This window comes from Streptomyces sp. NPDC088116, from assembly GCF_044741745.1.
Taxonomy (GTDB): Bacteria; Actinomycetota; Actinomycetes; order Streptomycetales; family Streptomycetaceae; genus Streptomyces.
This window is the reverse complement of the sequence record NZ_JBIUTF010000003.1, coordinates 450,134-472,110: the sequence shown is the minus strand read 5'-3', so window position 1 is coordinate 472,110 and position 21,977 is coordinate 450,134. Positions and strand designations below refer to the sequence as shown.

At 69.9% G+C, this 21,977-nt stretch carries 12 protein-coding genes; 8 read left to right on the top strand and 4 right to left on the bottom strand.

Annotated elements, in window-relative coordinates; all coding sequences use genetic code 11:
- Nucleotides 1–221: 221 nt before the first annotated feature.
- Nucleotides 222–875, top strand: a complete 654-nt coding sequence (locus ACIOJD_RS14440) for a TetR/AcrR family transcriptional regulator (protein ID WP_401912634.1) — start codon at nt 222–224, stop codon at nt 873–875.
- On the opposite strand, the gene ACIOJD_RS14435 is transcribed toward ACIOJD_RS14440, so the two are convergent.
- Nucleotides 851–2,347 carry an LVIVD repeat-containing protein gene (locus tag ACIOJD_RS14435; protein WP_401912632.1) on the bottom strand — a complete coding sequence of 499 codons (1,497 nt, stop codon included), beginning with the start codon at nt 2,345–2,347 and terminating at the stop codon, nt 851–853. The two genes, ACIOJD_RS14440 and ACIOJD_RS14435, sit on opposite strands and share 25 nt — an antisense overlap.
- A gap of 160 nt (nt 2,348–2,507) precedes the next feature.
- Between ACIOJD_RS14435 and ACIOJD_RS14430 the strand changes: the two genes are divergently transcribed.
- Entirely contained in the window at nt 2,508–3,194 is a 687-nt protein-coding gene (locus ACIOJD_RS14430; protein ID WP_401913879.1) for a DUF305 domain-containing protein, read from the top strand.
- 61 nt (nt 3,195–3,255) lie between these two features.
- On the opposite strand, the gene ACIOJD_RS14425 is transcribed toward ACIOJD_RS14430, so the two are convergent.
- Both ACIOJD_RS14425 and ACIOJD_RS14420 read right to left on the bottom strand, forming a co-directional pair.
- Nucleotides 3,256–4,209, bottom strand: coding sequence for a DUF6214 family protein (locus ACIOJD_RS14425; protein WP_401912630.1), 954 nt, complete (start codon nt 4,207–4,209; stop codon nt 3,256–3,258).
- 125 nt (nt 4,210–4,334) lie between these two features.
- Nucleotides 4,335–4,685: an ArsR/SmtB family transcription factor gene (locus ACIOJD_RS14420; protein WP_401912627.1), complete on the bottom strand. Its 351-nt coding sequence runs from the start codon at nt 4,683–4,685 to the stop codon at nt 4,335–4,337.
- 146 nt (nt 4,686–4,831) lie between these two features.
- On the opposite strand from ACIOJD_RS14420, the gene ACIOJD_RS14415 reads away from it, so the two are divergent.
- A complete protein-coding gene (locus ACIOJD_RS14415; RefSeq protein ID WP_401912625.1) occupies nt 4,832–5,911 on the top strand; it encodes an NADH:flavin oxidoreductase/NADH oxidase in 1,080 nt (359 codons plus the stop codon).
- A 123-nt stretch (nt 5,912–6,034) separates the two neighbouring features.
- Here the strand turns inward: ACIOJD_RS14415 and ACIOJD_RS14410 are convergent, their stop codons facing one another.
- On the bottom strand, nt 6,035–6,712 hold the full coding sequence (locus tag ACIOJD_RS14410; RefSeq protein WP_401912623.1) for a uracil-DNA glycosylase: 678 nt from the start codon (nt 6,710–6,712) through the stop codon (nt 6,035–6,037).
- Between the two features lie 234 nt (nt 6,713–6,946).
- Here ACIOJD_RS14410 and ACIOJD_RS14405 point away from each other — a divergent pair, with 234 nt between their 5' ends.
- The 5 genes from ACIOJD_RS14405 (at nt 6,947) to ACIOJD_RS14385 (ending at nt 21,943) form a co-directional block, all read left to right on the top strand.
- The gene (locus ACIOJD_RS14405) at nt 6,947–7,996 is read left to right on the top strand and encodes an N-acetylglucosamine kinase (protein WP_401912620.1); all 1,050 of its coding nucleotides are present in this window, start codon (nt 6,947–6,949) and stop codon (nt 7,994–7,996) included.
- A 95-nt stretch (nt 7,997–8,091) separates the two neighbouring features.
- Entirely contained in the window at nt 8,092–9,012 is a 921-nt protein-coding gene (locus ACIOJD_RS14400) for a sirohydrochlorin chelatase (protein ID WP_401912617.1), read from the top strand.
- Nucleotides 9,013–9,541: 529 nt separating this feature from the next.
- Entirely contained in the window at nt 9,542–10,462 is a 921-nt protein-coding gene (locus ACIOJD_RS14395) for a sterol desaturase family protein (protein WP_401912615.1), read from the top strand.
- Nucleotides 10,463–10,608: 146 nt separating this feature from the next.
- Nucleotides 10,609–20,286, top strand: coding sequence for an amino acid adenylation domain-containing protein (locus ACIOJD_RS14390; RefSeq protein ID WP_401912613.1), 9,678 nt, complete (start codon nt 10,609–10,611; stop codon nt 20,284–20,286).
- Nucleotides 20,276–21,943 carry a phytoene desaturase family protein gene (locus ACIOJD_RS14385; RefSeq protein ID WP_401912610.1) on the top strand — a complete coding sequence of 556 codons (1,668 nt, stop codon included), beginning with the start codon at nt 20,276–20,278 and terminating at the stop codon, nt 21,941–21,943. Before ACIOJD_RS14390 ends, ACIOJD_RS14385 begins: the two co-directional genes overlap by 11 nt.
- Nucleotides 21,944–21,977 lie beyond the last annotated feature (34 nt).

Sequence of the window (21,977 nt, the reverse complement as noted above, 5' to 3'; positions counted from 1 at the left end):
TGACCAGACACAGCCAAACCTGCACACACCTAGAGTGCTTCCTGCTCCTGACTGCAAACTTGCAGGTCAGGAGCAGGAAGCACTCTAGGCCCCGCCGGTCTTGGGCGATCCCCCGCGTCGCCCAAGACCGGCGGCGGCCCCGTACGCACGGGCCCGGGAGGGGCCCGCGACGGGACGCACTGAGTATATTGGCTGAGAGCCAGTCAACGCAGGAGTCAAGCATGTCCCCGCGGAGCGCATCGGTCAATGAAGAGCGCCGTCGGCGTTCCCGGGAACGTTTGCTGCAAGCGACGGTGGAGCTGGTCGCCGAGCGCGGGTACGAGGCCACGACGCTCGCCGACATAGCCGACAGGGCCGGTTCCGCGCGCGGTCTCGTCTCGTACTACTTCCCGGGGAAACGGCAACTCCTCCAGTCGGCCGTGCACCGGTTGATGCACCGCACCCTGGAGGCAGCGCTGACGCGCGAGCCGTCCACGGACGACGGGCGGGAGCTGATGGCGCGGGCGATCGACGCCATCCTCGGCCTCGCGGCCGACAGCCCCGTGGTGATGCGGACGCACATGGCGGGCATCCTGCAAGCCGAGGGCTTCGTGCAGTGCCCCGAACAGCAGCGGCTGGCACGGCTGTTGTACGAGACGGTGGTGCGGTACGGATCACGGGACGCGGAGAGCGACTATCCGATGCTGCGCGCCCTGCTGATGGGCGCGGTCTTCGCGGTCCTGATGCCGGGGGCACCGATGCCGATCCCGCGGCTGCGCGCCGAGTTGTTCAGACGCTACGGGCTCGCATGGGAGTTCGGCGTCCCGCCGGGCGGAGAGCCGCCCGGCGGGACGAGTCAGGACATCGTCCTTCAGTGGCCGAAGTCCTTGAAGTAGTCGGGCTGCGTCTGCACGTTCAACTCGTCCATCCGCACCCGCTTCGCGGGGTTGGTCGTACGGTCGTCGAGCTTCAGCACGTCGAAGCCCTTGGCGATGTCGTTCGAGAAGATGTGGCCGTTGTAGTAGTACGCCGACCAGGAGCCTCCGCTGACCATCGTCTCGGTCGAGAGGGGACCGCGCTCGAAGTAGGCGATCTCCTTCGGCTTCGAGGAGTTGGTGAAGTCCCATACGGAGACGCCGCCCTGGTACCAGGCCTGGACCATGATGTCGCGGCCCTTGACCGGGATCAGCGAGCCGTTGTGGGCGACGCAGTTCTCGGTGGCCGCCTGGTGGCGGGGAATCTTGTAGTAGCCGCGGAAGACCAGCTTGCGCTGGTCGCCCTTGCCGACGATGTCGTAGATGCCGTCGGCGCCCCGGTTCGGGCCGATCTCGGCGTTGCAGGTGGCGGCGCCACCGCCACCCAGTTCGTCGGTGAAGACGACCTTGTTCGCCGTCTGATTGAACGTGGCCGAGTGCCAGAAGGCGAAGTTGACGTTGTCCTGGACCCGGTCGATCACCCGGGGGCGCTCCGGGTTCTTGATGTCGAAGATGATGCCGTCACCCATGCAGGCTCCGGCGGCCAGGTCCTTCGAGGGCAGCACGGTCAGGTCGTGACAGCCGGTGGTCGCGGAGACACCCGGATTGGTGGGCGCTCCCGGGTTGCCGCCCTCCGGGAAGAGCACATCGAACTTGACGAGCGCGGCCTTCTGCGGGGCCTTGCGCGGCACCTTGATGATGGAGATGCCGTCGTGCGGCGGCTGGCAGTCCGGGAAGGTCGCGCTGGGCGAGTACGAGGAGACGTAGACGTAGACGTTCTTGCGCTCCGGCACGATCGTGTGGGTGTGCGAGCCGCAAGCGGTCTCGACAGCGGCGACGTACTTGGGGTTGCGCTTGTCGCTGATGTCGAAGATCTTCATGCCCTCCCACGAGGACTTCTCCGTGGCGGGCTGCGCCGCGCTGTTGCAGGAGTTGTCGCTGCGCGAGGAGTCGGTGGAGAGGAAGAGCAGGTCACCGGAGACGGAGATGTCGTTCTGCGATCCGGGACAGAGCACCTGCGCGACGGTCTTCGGGGACTTCGGGTTGCTGACGTCGAAGATCCGGAAGCCGTCGTAGTTGCCGGCGAAGGCGTACTTGCCCTGGAAGGCCAGGTCCGAGTTGGTCCCCGCGATGAGGTCCTTGGGGACGTTGGTGAGGTGCTCGATGTTCTTGCTGTGGACGACTTCGTCCACTCCGGGTATCTCGCCGTTCTGGACGGCCTCTCTGGCCTCGGCCGCCTGGCTGGAGGAGATCTTCCCCTTGACCGGGCTGTCACCCGGGTCGGGTGTGGCGATCGCGGGCCCTGCGGTCAGCAGAGTGGCGAAGAGTCCGGCCGCGGCTGCCGCCACGCCCAGACGTCTGCGCCGCACGCGAGTGGTGTGCAACGAGATCACTGCGGTTCTCCCTTGTATCCGTTCGGAGTTGAACGGGGTCACGGACCTCGGCAGTATCGTCGTTCGCATGTCCATCTCAACAGATGGCAACAGAGACGTAATGAAAGTTTTTGATCACTCGTGTGCGGAAGCATGCTAGGACGGTCTTTCACCACACCGTCTGCCGCAGGAGGTCGCCGTGTTGATCCGTCGCAGAAGTCCGCGAGTCCGCCGATCGGCGGTCGCGGCGATGGCCGCTGTCGCCGTACTCGCCCTGGGGGCCTGCGAATCGGGCGACGACGACGCCTCGGCCGGGACGAAGAGCACGGCGGATCAGGGCCCCGGCGTGGTGGCACCCGGCAAGCCGGGTGAGGCGGCGAAGACCCTCTCGCCCGAAGAGGCGGTGAAGGCCGCCCCGGACAACACCCCCAATTCCGCTGATTTCGGCTACGCACAGATGATGATCGTGCACCATGGTCAGGCACTGGACATGACCGGGCTTGTGGAGAAAAGGGCAGAATCGGATCAGGTGAAGCGGCTCGCCGCACGGATCGCCGCCGCCCAGAAGCCCGAGATCGGGGCGATGGAGGCCTGGCTGAAGAACAACGGCGGCGCGAAGAAGCAGCAGGGACACGACCACGGCACGATGCCCGGCATGGCCACGGAGGCCCAACTGGCCCAGTTGCGGGCGGCGAAGGGCAAGGCCTTCGACCAGCTGTTCCTGACGTTGATGATCACTCACCATCAGGGTGCGATCACCATGGCCACCGAGGCGCTCTCGGAAGGCAACAACGTCCAGGTCGAGGAGATGGCGAACGACGTCATCTCGCAGCAGACCTCGGAGATGAACCGTATGCGCTCGATGTGAAGCCCGCGATGGGACCCGGAGCGGGTCCCTACGCGGGCCTTGGGTGTGCTGGATCCGGCGGTCAGCGCCGGTGATGGCGCGGCGTCAGATGCCCCTCGTCGCGTGCCCCGGCGATGAGCCTGAGCGACTTGCGGCGACTGAACCCGGTGACGGACATGACCGCGAGTACCGGGTCCGTGCCCGCCTGCTGGGCGGCACGGTAGATCTCGGCGACGGTACGCCGGGCGGCGCTGCCCCGCGGCAGATTCGGGCGGGCGCGATGCCGGCCGGAGGAGGGCTGCTCCAGCGCCGGTCCTTCCACCGGCTCCGAGAGCGGCTCCGGATCTTGATCCGATCCTGGTCCCGGTACCGGCTCCGGCCTCGATTCCAGCCTGGCTTCCAGCCCCGGCTCCCCTCTCCGCTCGGGCTCGTCGTGCGGCGCGGCGTCCGAGTCGAAGCCGCCCACGACAGCCCCGGCGGCCACAGGCCCGGCACCAAGGGGCTCCATACGCGCCGGCTCCGCCTGCGGACCCGCCGGCTCCGGACCCGTCACCTCCGGGCCCATCAGCTCCGGACCGGCCGGCCCACCCCGTACAGCCGCGTCCCTGCGGGGTTCACTCCGCTCAGGTCCGTCCTGCGCCGATTCGCTCCGAGCGGACTCGCTGACCGCCGGGTGAGGCGCCGGCGGCCGGTGCGGCCCCACGATCACCTGGCAGGCGCTCTGGAGCGGCGCCTCGATCGCCTCCGCGAGGGCGGCGAAGCCGTCCAGGGCCAGTGGCGGGTCGGCCTGCGCGTCCTCGATGGCGATCCGGCCGTCCCGTACCACCGCGAGTACGTCGACCCGGGCGCCGTCCGCGAACGTCAGCCGGATGTCGACCCAGGGCGGCAGAATCTCGTACCGCGCGGCACCGTCGCGGGGATCGCCGGCACCGGTGACGGTGCCGTGCCCCTGGACCTCCCACACGGGCCACTCGCACGCGTCATGCGCATCGCGCTCATGAGGTTCCTGGGCGGAAATCGATTCATGTTCCGACACATTCGCAACTTAATCAGGCAATCCGCCCTTATTGTCAGGGCACGCACACATCGGCCCCGGACGGCACCCTGTCGGCGCATCGTGCCGGAATCCGGCCCCGCGCCCGCCCTGCCCGACCGGGCGGGTCAGGCGACGTCGAGCCGCTCCGCCTGGGCCGTGGCAGCGACCAGGACACTGTCGAGCAGACCGGGGAAGAGGGCGTCCAGGTCCACTCCGCGCAGCCCGTTCATCTTGGCCGTCCCACGGTAGACCTGCCGGATCACACCGCTCTCGCGCAGCACCCTGAAGTGGTGGGTGGTGGTGGATTTGGTGACGGGCAGATCAAAACAGGAACAGGAGAGTTCGCCGTCCGCGGCGGCCAGCTCACGGACAACACGCAGGCGCAGCGGCTCGGAGAGCGCGTGGAGCACGCTCTCCAGGCGGATCTCCGCTCGCTGCGGGTGGGCGAGTTCGCGCGTGCCGGTCACGGTGGTCACTACGGCTCCACTTCATCGAGGGACCTCATTGTACGAGCATTCTCGTAGTTTGACATCCACCTTACTACGATGGGTATCGTACGAACTGTTGGCCGGCGTCGTCCCGCGACGCCGCCCCGTCCGCCACGTTCTGAATGGAGTCCGCCGTGAGCGCGCTGTTCGAGCCGTACACCCTTCGGTCACTGACCATCCCCAACCGGGTCTGGATGGCACCCATGTGCCAGTACTCAGCGGCCGAGACCGGACCGGACGTCGGCGCGCCGAACGACTGGCACTTCGCGCATCTCGCGGCTCGCGCGACCGGCGGCACCGGGCTGATCCTCGTGGAGGCCACGGCCGTCAGCCCCGAGGGCCGGATCAGCCCCGCCGACCTCGGCATCTGGAACGACACCCAGGTCGAGGCGTTCCGCCGGATCACACGCTTCCTCGCCTCGCAGGGCACCACGTCCGGGATCCAGTTGGGTCATGCGGGCCGCAAGGCCAGTACCGAACGCCCCTGGAAGGGGGGCGGCCCGGTCGGCCCCGAGGCCGACGGATGGGAGCCGCTGGCGCCCAGTCCGGTGCCGTTCGCGGACGGTCACCTGGTGCCCGCCGAGCTCACCGTGGAGCAGATCAAGGAGATCGTCGGACAGTTCGCGGCGGCGGCGAAGCGTGCGCGCGAGGCGGGCTTCGAGGTCGTCGAGGTGCACGGCGCGCACGGCTATCTGATCGGCGAGTTCCTCTCCCCGCACAGCAACCGGCGTACGGACGCCTACGGCGGCTCCTTCGAGAACCGCGCGAGGTTCGCCCTCGAGGTCGTGGACGCCGTACGCGCGCAGTGGCCCGACGAACTGCCGGTCTTCTTCCGGATCTCCGCCACCGACTGGCTGGACGAGGACGGCTGGAACGCCGACGACACCGTCCGCCTCGCGGACGAACTGCCGGCCCACGGCGTGGACCTGCTCGACGTCTCCAGCGGCGGCAACGCCGCGAACGTACGGATCCCGGTCGGCCCCGGCTATCAGGTCCCGTTCGCGGCCCGGGTCAAGGCGGAGACGCGGCTGCCCGTGGCGGCCGTCGGCCTGATCACCGAGCCCGAGCAGGCCGAGAAGATCCTCGCCAACGGTGACGCCGATGCCGTACTGCTCGGCAGGGAGCTGCTCCGTGACCCGTCCTGGGCCCGTCGCGCGGCCGGCGAACTCGGGGGTACGGTGCACACTCCGCCGCAGTACCACCGGGCCGTCTGAGCCCGGACGGCCAAGGCCCCACGCGCCCTCGACGGGCAAACGCCGTGCGGTGTGGGCGGGTTGACAGGCATGACGACGGGGGGCGCGCGGACAACTACCGCGCGCCCCCGTGGAGTTGCACCTTTACGGCAGTCGCCAGTCCACCGGCTGGGCTCCCTGGCGGACCAGAAGGTCGTTGGCCCGGCTGAACGGACGCGAACCGAAGAAACCGCGATCGGCCGACATCGGTGAGGGATGGGCCGACTCGACCGCCGGGAAGTCGCCGAGGAACGGACGCAGATTCCGGGCGTCACGCCCCCACAGCACGGACACCAACGGCTTGCCCCGCGCCGCCAGGGCACGGATGGCCTGCTCGGTCACCTCTTCCCAGCCCTTGCCGCGATGGGCCGCGGGTTTGCGGGGAGCCGTGGTCAACGCCCTGTTCAACAACAGCACGCCCTGGCGCGTCCACGGCGTCAGATCACCGTTGGAGGGCCGGGGCAGACCGAGGTCCGTGTTCAGCTCCCGGAAGATGTTCTCCAGGCTGCCGGGCAAGGAACGCACATCGGGCGCGACCGCGAAACTGTGCCCGATGGCCATGCCTGGAGTCGGGTACGGATCCTGACCCACAATCAGAACCCGTACCTCGTCAAAGGGCTGTTGGAAAGCGCGCAGGACATGCGACCCGGCCGGCAGATAGGTACGGCCGGCCGCGATCTCCGCGCGCAGGAAGTCGCCCATCGCGGCGATACGCCCCGCCACAGGCCCCAGCGCTTCCGCCCATCCGGGCTCGACAAGTTCGTTCAACGGTAGTGCTGCCACAATTCGTCACCCTACCGGCGCACGAAGGGCGCTCCCCAATCCGGAACCCGGGCATCGCCGCATGCTGTATGGCGGCCGGTCTCGCGCCCCACGCACAGTCACCCCGCACACCTACGGGGCCGGGATACGCTGCCGTCGTCACTCCTCTTCATCCGGGAGACGGTCCATGAGGTCACGCAGGCACTTGCGTCATCAGCACAGGCCGGCCCTCCCGCTCGGGGACCGGGTGCCGCGATGAACTGGGTGCTCGGCGTGGACTCGGGTGGTTCGGGTCTGCGGTTCGCGCTCGCTTCGACAACTCCCGGCGAGACGGGCGGTACGGGCGGGGTGGACGGTCCGGGCGGGGTGGACGGTCCGGGCGGGGTGGACGGTCCGGGCGGGGTCACGGTCGTCGCCACCTCCGCGTCGACCGAGCCCGTACGCACCGGCCCGTCGGGCATCGACGCCGGACACCTCCTCGCCCAATTGCTCCCTGCCGTGGACACTCTGCTGGCGCAGGCCGGGGCGGACTGCGTATCGGCGGTCGCGATCGGCGCGGCCGGAATGGCGTCACTCGGCGACGGGCTCCGCGCCGAGCTGCCCGGCGCGCTGGAGCGTTCCCTCGGTGTACGGCGCCTGGCGCTCGCCGCCGACGCGGTCACCGCGTACGCGGGGGCACTCGGACAGCGTCCCGGGGCGGTCGTCGCGGCCGGTACGGGCATGATCGCGCTCGGCACCGACCTGACCGGCTGGCACCGCGCCGACGGCTGGGGACACCTGCTCGGAGACTGCGGGGGCGGTGCCTGGATCGGCCGCGCCGGTCTGGAAGCCGCACTGCGCGCACACGACGGGCGGCGTGGGGGCTCACCCGCACTGTTGTCCAGGATGAGAGAGAGATTCGGGCCCGCCCCCGAGCTGCCGGGGCTGGTCTATCCGCGCACCGACCGGGCCGCCGTACTGGCCTCGTTCGCCCCGGATGTGGCCCGTTGCGCGGCCGTCGATCCGGTCGCGGCGGAGATCCTCTCGGCGGCCGCCCGGCATGTCGCGGAGTCGGCGGCCGCGGTCTGCCCGCCGTCCGGCCCGTGTGAAGTCGCCCTCACCGGTGGCCTGTTCAAGCTCGGCGCCCCGCTGCTCACCCCGTTGCGGGCCGAATTGGCAGGTCAGCTGCCGCACGCGAGGACGGTCTCCGCGGCGGCCGAACCGGTGACCGGGGCGCTGATCATCGCGGGGGCGCTCGCCACGGATTCGCTGCGGTTGCCGCCCGATCCACTCCTGTTGTGCATCCCGGCACAACAGGACAGATGAGCAGAAAAATAGCTAAAGGATAAATAAGGACAGACGGCTCCCGACCGCACCCTCACCGAACAGCCACACCCATAAAACCAGTAGCATTCGACGCCATGAGCACCCCCACTGGGCCCGCATCCGGCCTGCCTGTACGAATGCCGCGACCCCGCCAGTCGGGACGCCACCGCCGCCCCGAACCGGTTGCGGCTCCCGAAGGTGCGCCCGCGCTTGTTCTCGCCGTTCCCGGCACCCCCTCGGACGCCGTCCGCAGGCTGGTCGAGGAGACCGTCAGCATCGCCCGCTCCGAGCTGCCCGGCCTCGACGCCGGCATCGGCTACCTGGACGGGGACGACGACGAGTACCCCACGCTCCAGAGGCTGCTGGCCGGGATCGTGGCGCTGCGTACCGAGCGTTACGAGCTGGCGAAGGCCGCGGGCCGTGAGGTCAGCGAGCCCGAGGGGCCCGCCGCCGTCGTCGTACCACTGCTCGCCGGCCCGGACAGTTATCTGATCACGCGGATAGGCGAGGCCGTCGCGGAGAGCGGCGCCGACGCGGAGCTGACCGACGTTCTCGGTCCGCACCCCCTGCTCGCCGAGGGGCTGCATGTGCGCCTGTCGGAGGCCGGGCTGGCCCGCGCCGACCGCGCCAGGCTGTTCACGGTCGCCACGGCGGCCGACGGGATCATCCTGGCCACGGTCGGTGGCGAGGAAGCGGTCCAGACCGCCGGGATCACCGGAATGCTGCTGGCCGCGCGCCTCGCCGTACCGGTGATGGCCGCCGCGCTGGACCAGGAGGGCTCGGTCGCCGCCATCGCCGAGCAACTGCGCGGATCCGGTTCGACGCAGCTCGCGCTCGCGCCGTATCTGGTCGGTCCCGAACTGCCCGAGGGCCTGCTGGAATCGGCACTCAAGGAGGCCGAATGCGCGGCCGCCGAGCCGCTCGGCGCGTACCCGGCGATCGGCAAGCTGGTGCTGTCGAAGTACACGACCGCGCTGGGCATCACCCCGCAGCCGCAGGGGACGCCGACGCACTGACGACGCTCCGGCGATCCGCCGACGGGGCGTGGACCGCCGCGCGCACGTCACGCGGGTCAAGGACAGATCAACGCACGGACAACACCACTGTGTACGGGACGACAGTACGCCCGCACACCTGGAAAGGGCCCGCACCGGATCTCACCGGGGCGGGCCCTTCCGCGTCGGACCGCCACTTTGCCGCACGGAGCCGGGCGCCTCGACAAGAGACGGGACCGTGCAGGACACGCACCGATTCCGCACCAGCCCCTGAAGCCACCCCTCCCCCAAGTGGCCCTTATGTCGCTTTTCGCGAAGTATGCGGGGGCGCGAATGTGAGTGGGGTTGCGCCCGGGGGGTGCGCGGATCATCACACGAGCTGGCGCGCCTCCGTGCGCCGGTCCAATCGAATTGCTCTGAGTGAGTGATCCACAGCATGCTGTTATCCAAGCTCTTGGATGAGTGCCGCGTTGGGTGCGTGGTACGTGGACGCGTGGTGCGCGGCCCGCCCAGAGAGCGCTCCCAGACGACTCGTCGGTGGAAGGCCCCTATGTTCAGTTCATCGACAGCCGACGGCGACCGCTCACGGTCAGGGCGCGACGCACGGCGCACGGCGCGGGCGGTGCTGGCCCGGATCGCCCACCCCGTCCTGCTGCTCTCCGTCGCCACCGTCTTCGCCGCGTCCTTGCGGAACGGCTGGGAGCCCGACCGGGTCACGTTCGTCTTCCAGCTCTCGGTCCTCTGCTACCTCGTGGCGCTGGAGTGCCTGATTCCGTACGAGCGCGCCTGGCGACCCGACCGACGCGAGTGGGGCTGGTACGGCGTGTACTACGTCCTCACAGCGGTGGCCGGAGCCCTGGGCCAGTCCCTGGTGCTGGTCGCCGTGGGCGCCGTGGCCCGGCCGCACTCCGTGCTCCCGCTCTGGGCCGAGATACCCGTCGCCCTGCTGCTGGGCTCGCTCGCCAGCTACGTGGTGCACCGGCTCGGGCACACCAATCGGTGGCTGTGGCGGCTGCACGGCGTGCACCATGTGCCCGAGAAGGTCAACGTCGCCAACAACGGCGTCAATCACGTCCTCGACGTCCTTCTCTCCCAGGGCTGTGTGCAACTGGCGCTGGCGCTCGTCGGTTTCTCGGAGACCGCCGTCTTCGGGGTGGGGCTGTTCGTCGTCGCCCAGGGCTACTTCGTCCACGCCAACATCACCGTACGGCTCGGCCCGTTGAACCATGTCTTCGCGAGCCCGGAGCAGCACCGGCTGCATCACAGCACGGACTTGGCGGAGGCCGGGCACTACAGCTCCGATCTGTCCGTCTGGGACAGGGTGTTCGGCAGCTTCACCTGGCGGCCCGGACGTGAACCGGCCGCGGTCGGCCTGGTGAACCCGGATTCGTTTCCGGGCACCGGCGCCATCATCGCCACCCTGGTGCACCCCTTGCGCCGGTCCGTGAAGGCCGGCGAGACCGCCGGCTGACCTTTACAACCACGTTCGACCTCACGCTTTACGCGCGCCTCGGCCCCCGCACGGCCGTCGGGCAGGGGCCCGGGGCGCCCACGCATGTCCTTCTCATGGCTACTTATCTGCCTTTCTTGCCAATGACGCGACTCAAGGAACCGACCATGGCTGACTCGATCCGGAACACGCCTCCCGAGAAGATCGCGATCATCGGCATAGGCTGCCGCTTCCCCGGAGGCGCGAGCGACCACCGGACCTTCTGGCAGAACCTGCTCGACGGCAAGGACTGCATCACCCCGACACCGGCCGACAGATACGACGTGTCCACCCTGGGCAGCCGGGACAGAGCCAAGCCCGGCCGCCTGGTGGGCGGCCGGGGCGGCTACATCGACGGCTTCGACGAGTTCGACCCCGCCTTCTTCGGCATCAGTCCCCGTGAGGCCAGCCATATGGACCCGCAGCAGCGGAAGCTGCTGGAGGTGGCGTGGGAGGCACTGGAGGACGGCGGCCAGAAGCCGGCCGAGCTGGCCGGCAGCGATGTGGGCGTGTACATCGGCGCGTTCACCCTGGACTACAAGATCCTCCAGTTCGCCGACCTGCGCTTCGACACCCTGGGCGCGCACACGGCGACCGGCACGATGATGACGATGGTGTCGAACCGCATCTCGCACTGCTTCGACTTCCGCGGGCCGAGTGTCTCCCTCGACACCGCGTGCAGTTCGTCCCTGGTCGCCGTGCACCTCGCCTGCGAGAGCCTGCGCCGGCGCGAGAGCTCCCTCGCCCTCGCGGGCGGCACCCTGCTGCATCTCGCGCCGCAGTACACCATCGCCGAGACCAAGGGCGGCTTCCTCTCCCCCGAGGGCCGGTCCCGTACGTTCGACGCCGACGCGGACGGCTATGTCCGCGCCGAAGGCGTCGGGGTCGTCACCCTGAAACGCCTCGCGGACGCCGTCCGGGACGGTGATCCGATCCACGCGGTGATCACCGCGAGCGGCGTCAACCAGGACGGCCGCACCAACGGCATCACCGTGCCCAGCGCCGACGCCCAGGTCACCCTGATCGAGCGGGTGTGCGCCGAGGCCGGCATCACACCGGGCGGCCTCCAGTACGTCGAGGCCCACGGCACCTCCACACCGGTCGGCGACCCCATCGAGGCCAACGCCCTCGGCCGGGCCCTCGCCGTGGGCCGGGAGCCGGGCGCCGCCTGCTACGTCGGCTCCGTCAAGACCAATATCGGGCACACCGAGTCGGCCGCCGGAATCGCCGGACTCATCAAGACCGTCCTCAGCATCAAGCACGGCCTGATCCCCCCGCACATCAACCTGGAGCGGATCAACCCCGGCATCGACCTCGCCTCCTCGCCGTTCGACATTCCGACCCGGGTCACCCCCTGGCCCGCGCACGAAGGACCCGCGCGGGCGGGGGTCAACTCGTTCGGCTTCGGCGGCACCAACGCGCACGTTCTGCTGGAGGCCCCGCTCCCGTCCCCGACGGACGAACCGGCCGCGGCCCCGGCATCAGTGCCCCGCGCTCGCTACCGGGTCCTTCCGCTGACCGCGCGCGACGCGTCCGGTCTGCCCGAGCTGGCCGAGGGGATCCGCCGGGAACTGGCCGGGTCCGCCGACCCGTTCACCGGGCGGCCGGCTCCGTCCACCGACGACCTCGGCCACACCCTCGCGCACCGCCGCCAGCACCACGACGCCCGGCTGTCCGTGGTCTACAGCTCCCGTGACGATCTAGACGAGGCGCTCGCCGCGTTCGTACGGGGCGATGCCCATCCCCGTGTGCTCCTCGACCGGCGTCGCGAGGACCAACAGCGCCATCCGGCCTGGGTGTTCACCGGAATGGGCCCCCAGTGGTGGGGCATGGGCCGTGAACTGTTCGCCACGCAGCCCGTCTACCGGGAGGCGGTCGAGCGCTGCGACCGTGAGATCGCCGCCCTCACCGGCTGGTCCCTCGTCGAGGAGATGGCCGCAGACGCGGCCGACTCGCGGATGGCCGAGACCTGGCTGGCCCAGCCCGCCAACTTCGCTGTGCAGACCGGCCTCGCCGCCCTGTGGCGCGCTCATGGCGTGCACCCCGCCGCCATCGTCGGTCACAGCACGGGAGAGATCGCCGCGTTCCACGAAGCGGGCGTCTACAGCCTGCGCGACGCGGTACGGATCGTCGTACACCGCAGCCGCCTCCAGCAGCGGCTGGTGGGCACGGGAACGATGCTCGCCGTGGGCCTGCCCGAGGACGAGGCCATGCGCCGTATCCGGCCGTACGGCGACCTGGTGTCCGTCGCGGCCGTGAACAGCCCGACCGCGCTCACCCTCGCCGGTGACGAGGACGCGCTGGCCGCATGTGCCGAAAGCCTGCGCGCCGAGCAGATCTTCGCCAAGTTCCTCACCGTCCGCGTGCCGTACCACAGCGCCCGCATGGATCTGATCAAGGACGAACTGCTTCTCAGTCTCGCCGGCATCGAGCCGCGCCCCGCCCAGGTGCCGCTGTATCTGACGGCTCGGGAGGGCCTGGCCCACGGCTCCGAACTCGACGCGGACTACTGGTGGAGCAACATCCGGGACAGCGTCAGGTTCCGTGCGGCCGTCGAGCGTGTGGCCGACGACGGCCACCGGGTCTTCCTGGAGATCGGTCCGCATCCGGTGCTGGCCCACTCGATCAAGGAGTGCCTGGCCGACAGACCTGCCGACCGGGCCGGCGAGGACGTGCTCACGCTGCCCTCGATCCGCCGCGAGGAGGACGAGGCGGCCCGGTTCACCACCTCGCTGGCCGCGCTCCACAACCTCGGCTTCGCCGTCGACTGGGACGTACTTCAGCCGGAGGGCCGGACCGTACCGCTGCCGCGCTATCCGTGGAAGCGCGACCGGTACTGGACCGAACCCCGGCCGGTCGCACAGGTCAGGCTCGGTGTGCTCGACCATCCTCTGCTCGGCCGCCGCCTGGCCACCGCGGAGCCCGCCTGGGAAGCGGAACTCGACGTCGAGAGGGCCCCCTACCTCGCCGACCACCGGATCCAGGGCCGGACGCTGTTCCCGGCCGCGGGCTATGTCGAGATGGCCGCCCAGGCGGTACGGGCCATGACCAGCGGCACCGAGATCGCGCTCGGCGACATCGAGTTGCGCAAGGCCTTGTTCCTTCCCGACGACGCGCCCCGCGCCGTACAGCTGTCGTTCTCCTCGCAGAACGCCGCCTTCACCATCGCGACGGGCGCCGGGGACACCGACGAGACGTCCGTCCACGCGTGCGGCGTCGTCCGCACCGGACACCACCGCTCCGCGCATACCGCCCCGCTGGACGTCCACGCGGTCAGGGCCCGCAGTGACCGGCACCTCGACGCCACCGCCTGCTACACGGCGTTGAGCGCCCACGGCTACCACTACGGTCCGGCCTTCCATGGCATCGAGGGAGTGTGGACCGGGCCGGGCGAGGCGCTGGCCCGGATCAGGCCGCCCGAGTGCGTCGGCGACGACGCGGCGCGCCACCACGTCCACCCCGTGCTGCTCGACTCCTGCTTCCAGGCCCTGCTCACCGCCGGAATCCTCACCGGCGGGTCCGGCCCGGCCGACGTGACCGCGACGGCCGCGAGCGAGAAGGCGGGAGCGCCGGACACCGGCATTCTGCTGCCGCTGTCCATCGCCGACGTACACACCACCTCGATCGGCCACCAGCCGTTGTGGGTCCACGCCACGGTCACCCGGCGGCGGGACGACGAACTCGTCGGCGACATCACCCTCTACGGCGACGACGGCCGGCCTCTCGGCCACGTCGGCGGATTCCGGGCCGCCGATGTCGAGAAGGCGTCGGCCACCGTGGGACTCGGCACGATCGACAACTGGCTCACCGAGCTGACCTGGACCGAGGCGCCCCTCAAAGCACCATCGCACGAAGCTCCGTCGCTCGAAGCGCCTTCTCTCGAAGGGCAGAACAGCGCCGAGCAGGCGACCACCGACCCGGTCACCGCCTCCCCCGCGCCCGCTCCCGGCACCTGGCTGTTGTTCGCCGACGCGCCCGGCGGGATCGCGGACAGGCTCGCGGAGCTCGTGACGGCGCGCGGAGGGCGGTGCCATCTCGTACGCCCCGGCGACCGCTACACGTTCTGCCGCGCCACCGATTCCTCGACCGTGGTGCCCGGCCACGCCGACGACCTGCGCGGGCTTCTGGCCGAGCTGGCCGAAGGCACCGGCGCCGACGAGTTCACCGAGGACGGGGAAGGGCCGTCCGTCTCCACCGTCGTCCACCTGTGGAACCTCGACCTCCCGGCGCTGGACGACACCGCGCGGCGGTACCTCGACGAGCACAGCACCGCCGGTGCGTACTCCCTCCTCGCCCTGGCCCAGGCGCTCCAGGACGACCCTCGCCAGACCGTCGCCCCGGCGGCCCTGCACATCGTCACCCGCGGTGCGCAGGCCGTGGACCCGGGCGACCGGGTCGAGCCGCTGGGCGCCCCCGCGTGGGGCATCGGCCGCGTCCTGCGCCATCAGGAACTGACCAGCCACGGCGGCAAGCTGATCGACCTCGCTCCGGCCGGCACGCAGATCACTGCCTCGGCCCGCCGAGCCGAGGCCAAGGCCCTGCTGCACGAGATCCTCTCCACCTCCACGGAAACGGGGCGGACCGAGGACGAGATCGCGCTGCGCGACGGCCGTCGTCTCATCAGCCGTCTCACCCGGCCCGAGGGGCTCACCCGCCCCCTCCCGCCACGGCTGCGCCCGGACGGTGCCTACCTCGTCACCGGCGCCTTCGGCTCGCTGGGCCGGCTCCTGTGCCGCTTCCTCGTCCAGCGCGGTGCCCGCCATCTCATCCTCGTCGGCCGCACCCCCCTGCCGGAGCGCGCCACCTGGCGCGACCTCGATCCCGACTCCACGGCCGGCGGCAACGCGCGCTTCGTCAAGGAACTGGAGGCCCTCGGCGCCCACCCCGTCCACGCCGCCGTGGACATCACCGACGAACAGGCCCTGACCGCCTGGCTCGACGCGTACCGGGAGCAGGACGCTCCGCAGGTACGGGGCGTGTTCCACCTCGCCGGGCATGTCCAGGACACGCTCGTCCGGGACATGGACCGGGCCGTGTTCGACTCCGTCCTCGCCCCCAAGGCCGCCGGCGCCTGGCTGCTCCACGATCTGCTGCGTGACGCACCGCTCGACCACTTCGTCCTCTTCGCCTCGGTCGCCTCGCTGCTCACCACGACGGGCCAGACCAACTATGCGGCGGGCAACGCCTTCCTCGACGCGCTGGCGCACCACCGCCGTGCCCGCGGGCTGCCCGCGCTCAGCCTCGACTGGGGACCGTGGGCGACCGGCATGATCGAGGACCTCAATCTGGTCGAGCACTACCGCGTCAGCCGGGGCATGAGTTCCCTCGCGCCCAGTGCCGGCATGGCCGTCCTGGAACGCGTCATCGGCCAGGACCGCCCCCAGCTGCTGATCGCGACGATCGTCGACTGGAAGGTCTTCCTCGCCTGGTACGCGTCCCCGCCCCCGCTCGTCACACACCTCGCCGCCGAGGCAGCCGCCGCCGGTGGCGCGTCCGCCGACGAACACAGCGATTTCCTCGATGTGTTCCGTACGGCGGACGAGGAGCGGCGCACCGAGCTGGTCGCCGAGCGCTTCACGGAGCTGGCGTCGACCGTACTGCGGGTGCGCACCGAGCAGATCGAACCGGCGAGCAGCCTCGGCTCGCTCGGCCTCGACTCGCTCCTCGCCATGGAGCTGCGCGCCCGTATCCACGCCGAGACCGGTGTCGCGCTGCCCGTCGTGGCGCTGCTCAGCGGCGCTCCCACCCAGGAGCTCATCACCCAGCTCCACGGCGCCACGGCCGCGCTGGCCGCGGAGACGGCGGACGGGACCCACGACGCCGCAGCGGTCGAGAGGTACGAGGACGCGTCCCGGCATCCCCTCACCCAGAACCAGAAAGCCCTCTGGTTCCTCAAGCAGCTCAACCCCGACGGCTTCGCCTACAACATCGGCGGCGCCGTAGAGGTGAGGGTCGCGCTCGAACCGGAGCTGATGTTCACCGCCGTCCGCGCGCTCGTCGCCCGGCATCCCGTGCTGCGGGCCAACTTCACGCTGGAGGACGGGCAGCCGGTGCAGCGGGTCTCGGACAGCGGCGAGCCGGATGTGGCCCTGTTCGACGTCGAGGGCCGCGACTGGGACGACATCCACGAGATGATCGTCCGTGAGTACCGCAGACCGTACGACCTCGAACACGACCCGCTGATCCGGTTCCGGCTCTTCAGGCGCGGCCCGGACCGCTGGGTCATCATGAAGGCCGTCCACCACATCATCTCCGACGCGATCTCCACGTTCACCTTCATCGAGGAACTCCTCGCCCTCTACGAGGGCATGCGTGCGGGCCGGACCGTCCAGCTACCGCCCGTGCCGGCCCGGTACCTCGACTTCCTCAACCGGCAGAACAGGTTCCTGGCCTCGCCCGACGCCCGGCGCATGCTGGACTACTGGCGCGGCAGCCTGCCCGCCGAGGTCCCGGCCCTGGACCTGCCCACCGACAAGCCCCGGCCCGCGGTGCAGACCCACAACGGCGCGTCGGAGTTCTTCGTCCTCGACGCCGACCTCAGCGCCCGCGTCCACGCCCTGGCCCGCGAGCACGACGTGACGGTGTACATGGTGCTGCTCAGCGCCTACTACATCCTCCTGCACCGCTACTCGGGCCAGGACGACATCATCGTCGGCAGCCCGGTGACCGGCCGTACCGACGAGGAGTTCGCCTCCGTCTACGGCTACTTCGTCAACCCGCTGCCGCTGCACGCCGATCTGTCCGGCGCCCCGTCCGTCGCCGCGCTGCTGGCCCAGGTCCGGCAGACCGTCCTCGGCGGGCTGGACAACCAGGAGTACCCGTTCGTCCTGCTCGTGGAGAAGCTGGGCCTCCAGCACGACCCGAGCCGGTCGGCGGTCTTCCAGGCGATGTTCATCCTGCTGGCCCACAAGGTGGCCACGCAGCAGTACGGATATCACCTGGACTACATCGAACTACCCGAGGAGGAGGGGCAGTTCGACCTCACCCTGTCCGCATACGAGGACGAGACGGAGCGGCGCTTCCACTGCGTCCTGAAGTACAACACCGACCTCTTCGTGTCCGGGACCGTGCGCCGGATGGTCTCGCACTATGTCAACGTCCTGGAGTCGCTGACCCGCGCCCCCGCCGACCTGCCGGTGCCCCGCCTGGACATGCTCGGTGCCGAGGAGCGCGACCTCATCCTGCGCGACCCGGCCGCGGTGGGCCGGCCGGTCCCGCACGATGTGCCGGTGCACCGGCTGATCTCCGAGGCCGCCGGCCGTAGTCCGGACACCGTCGCGCTGTCCGTCCCCTCCGAGGTGGGCGGGGTACGCAGGATGACGTACGGCGATCTGGAACACCGTGCCCGGCTTCTGGCGGGCAGGCTGCGCGAGCGGGGTGTGGGGGGCGGGGACGTCGTCGCCGTCTGCCTCACCAAGTCTCCCGAACTGATCGTCGCGCTCCTCGCGGTCCTCAAGACGGGAGCCGCCTATCTGCCGCTCGACCCCGACCATCCCGTCGACCGGCTCGCGTTCATGACGCACAACGCGGGAGCGGACCTGATCATCGCCGACGCGTCGGGGAGGGAACGGCTGACGGCCGTGAACACCGACATCCTGACCGATGTCCTGGATGATGTCGCGGATGGTGTCCTCGCCGCGGACGACTCCACGGCGCCGGAGACCGACGGCAGCGGCGACGACAGTGACGCCGCCTTCGACATGGACGCGCCCGCCTATGTGATCCACACCTCCGGATCGACGGGCCGCCCCAAGGCCGTACGTGTCAGCCACCGCGCTCTCGCCGCCGTATACGGCGCCTGGCGCGCGGAGTACGGTCTCGACGCGGAGCCCGGCGTCCATCTTCAGATGGCCGGCGTCTCGTTCGACGTGTTCACCGGCGACCTCGTCCGCGCCCTGTGCTCGGGCGGCCGACTGGTCCTGATCGGACGCGATCTGCTGCTCAACACCGCACGGCTCCACAGCACGATGACGGCCGAAGGCGTCGACTGCGCCGAATTCGTACCCGCCGTCGCCCGCGCCCTGATGTCACACTGCGAACTGGGCGGTCACCGGCTGGACTTCATGCGGCTGCTGATCGTCGGTTCCGACACCTGGAAGGTCGCGGAGTACGAGCGGCTGCGCCACCTGTGCGGCCCGCACACACGCGTCATCAACTCGTACGGTCTGACCGAGGCGGCCATCGACAGCGCCTGCTTCGAAGGTCCCGCCGACGACCTCGATCCCCACCAGACGGTCCCGATCGGCTCCCCCCTTCCGAACTGCTCGCTGCACATCCTCGACGCCCACGGCGAACTGGTACCGCCCGGCGTGGTCGGCGAACTGTGGGCCGGCGGCGCGGGCGTGGCGCTCGGCTACGCGGGCGATCCCGAGCAGACCGCGCGCCGCTTCATGTCCCTGACCCTGGGGCGGGGCCCGGGTGCCACCTCCGAGCGGCTGTACCGCACCGGTGATCTGGCCCGCCGGGACTCGCGGGGCAGGCTGCATCTCCTCGGCCGCGCCGACGCCCAGATCAAGGTGCGCGGCCATCGCATCGAACCCGGCGAGATCGAATCCGTGCTGATGTCGCGGCCCGGCCTCACCCAGGCCTTCGTCACGGTCCGCACCGATGCCCGGGGCGATGCCGTGCTGTGCGCCTATTGCGTCCCGGCCGCCGGGACCACCCTGGACCCGCGCGCGTTGCACCGCCATCTCGCCGCCCAACTCCCGACGTACCTCATCCCGACCCATTTCACCGCGCTCGACGCCCTGCCGGTGACGCCGAACGGAAAGGTCGACGTGGCAGCGCTGCCGGAGCCCCGGGCCGAGTCGACCGAGGAGGTGCATGAACCACCGGTCACGCTCTACGAACAGCGCATGGCAGCCCACTGGCAGTCGCTGCTCGGTCTGGAACGCGTGGGCCTGCGCGGTGACTTCTTCGAGTCCGGCGGCAGCTCCATCAAGCTGATCGAGCTGATCCACCGCCTCCAGGCCGAGTTCAGTGTCGACATCCCGGTCGGCCTGCTCTTCAAGGTCACCACACTGCACGGCATGGCCGGCACGGTCGAGGACATCATCAGCGGCAAGATCTCCGGCAGCCGCCCCTACCTGACCTTCAACGGCGACCAGGGGCCGACCTTGTTCTGCTTCCCGCCGGCCGGCGGGCACGGGCTGGTCTACCGCCGGTTCGCCGCCCACCTGCCGCAGTACGAGTTGGTCGCCTTCAACCACCTCGACGGCGACAAGGTGATCCGTTACGCCGACCTCGTCGAGTCGCTCCGGCCCGACGGTCCCTGCCTTCTCCTCGGCTACTCCCTCGGCGGCAACCTCGCCTTCGAGGTCGCCAAGGAGCTGGAAGCACGAGGCCGCGAGGTCTCCCACGTGGTGATCATGGACTCGTACCGCATCCTGGAGGCCCATACCCTCGCCGACGAGCACATCGAGGCGTTCGAGCACGAACTGCGCGGCCATCTGCGCCGCCACACGGGCTCCGAGAGCGTCGCCGCCGAGACCCTCGCCCAGGCCAGGGATTATCTGGACTACTGCGGCCGCACCCCCAACGTGGGCACGGTGGCCGGCACCGTCAGCGTGATCTCCGACGAGCGGAAGGCCGCCTTCTACGCGGCGGGACAGCGCGGCACGTGGCACGGCAGCTCGACCGGTCGTACGGCACTGCTCCGCGGTTTCGGTACCCACGCCGAGATGCTGGACGACAAGTACCTCTCGCAGAACGCCAAGCTCGCCCTCGCGGCCCTCGAAGGCCTCACCGAGATCGACGGCATCACCGGCCTCACAGGCCTTTCCGGAGGCGAGACCCATGTCGCGTGACACCAGGACCGTATGGCACGCCCGCGACCGGACCCCGGGCGACAAACCCCGTGTCATCGTCATCGGCGCCGGCATCGGCGGCCTGTCCACGGGCTGCTACGCCCAGATGAGCGGCGCCGAGACCCGTATCTTCGAGCGGCACGTCCTGCCCGGAGGCTGCTGTACGGCATGGTCCCGCCAGGACTATGTCTTCGACTACTGCATCGAGTGGCTCACCGGCACCGGCCGGGGCAACGACGCCAGCCGCGTATGGCGGGAACTGGGCGCTCTCGACGGCAAGACCATCGCGAACTTCGAGATGTTCAACACCGTCACCGACGAGAACGGCCGCTCGGTCACCTTCTACAACGATCCCGACCGGCTGGAGCGGCATCTGCTGGAGATCTCGCCCGCCGACGCGCGGCCGATCCGTGCCTTCTGCCGGGACCTGAGGCGGTTCATCGACACCAACCTCTATCCGTTCCTCACGCCGCCGCCCCTGCAGACGCCGCGGGAGAAGCTGGCCATGCTCCGCGCGATCCTGCCGGACTTCCTTCTCTTCTGGCGTACGGCGGCGACCCGTATGGAGCGTTTCTGCGGCCGGTTCCAGGACCCACTGCTGCGCCGGGCGTTCCCGTTCATCTTCTTCCAGGACCACGAGGTCTTCCCGCTGCTGCCCTACCTGTTCAACATGGCCAGCGCCCACCACCTCAACGCCGGTTTCCCCCAGGGCGGTTCACTGGGGCTGGCCCGGTCGGTCGAGGACCGCTACACCTCGCTGGGCGGACAGGTCGACTACCGCGCACGGGTGGAGCGTGTCCTGGTCGAGAACGACCGCGCGGTCGGTGTGGAACTGCGCAGCGGGGAGCGGCACTACGCCGACCACATCGTCTCCGCCTGCGACGGCCCCACCACGATCAACGGCCTGCTCGACGGCCGGTACACCAGCCCCAAGATCGACACGCTCTTCAAGGAGATGGTGAACCGCCCGGAGCTTCTCTATCCCGGGGTCGTCTCGGCCTTCGTCGGCATGAAAGGCGAACTGGACCCCGAAGAGCGGCACAGCACCACCTATCTGCTGTCCGAGGAGGACAACGCCGCGCTGCCCCACGTGCTCCAGAAGAGTCTTGTCGTGCAATTGCGTTCCCGCTACTCGGACGGCTTCGCCCCGCCCGGCAAGTCGGTCATCCACTGCACGTACTTCAGCGACTACGGCTACTGGAAGCAGTTGCGGCGCACCGACCGCAAGGCGTACTGGACGCGCAAGCAGGACGTCGCCGATTTCGTCCGTACCTTCCTGGAGCGCCGCTACCCCGGTATCGGCGAGGCCATCGAGGTGATCGACGTGGCCTCGCCCGCGACCACCGAGCGGTACACCGGTGTCCAGGGGGGCAGCATCCTCGGCTGGAAGTCGTTCACCGACGCCGACGACGTGATCACGGGACTGATCAACAAGGACCGGATGCGGCTCCCGGGCCTGGAGGGCTTCTCCATGGCCGGGCAGTGGTTCGGCGGCGGCAGCCTGATCCGCACGGCCGCGAGCGGGCGGTTCGTCACGCAGTACATCTGCCAGGAACTGGGCCTCGAATTCCGCGCGTGGGAGAGCGGCGGAACCGACCCCTGGCATCCCGGAAAGCTGGGCCGCCTGCCGCAGCTCGAACAGCGCAGGGTCCGGTGACCACATCATGAAGGCCCGAGGAGATCACACCATG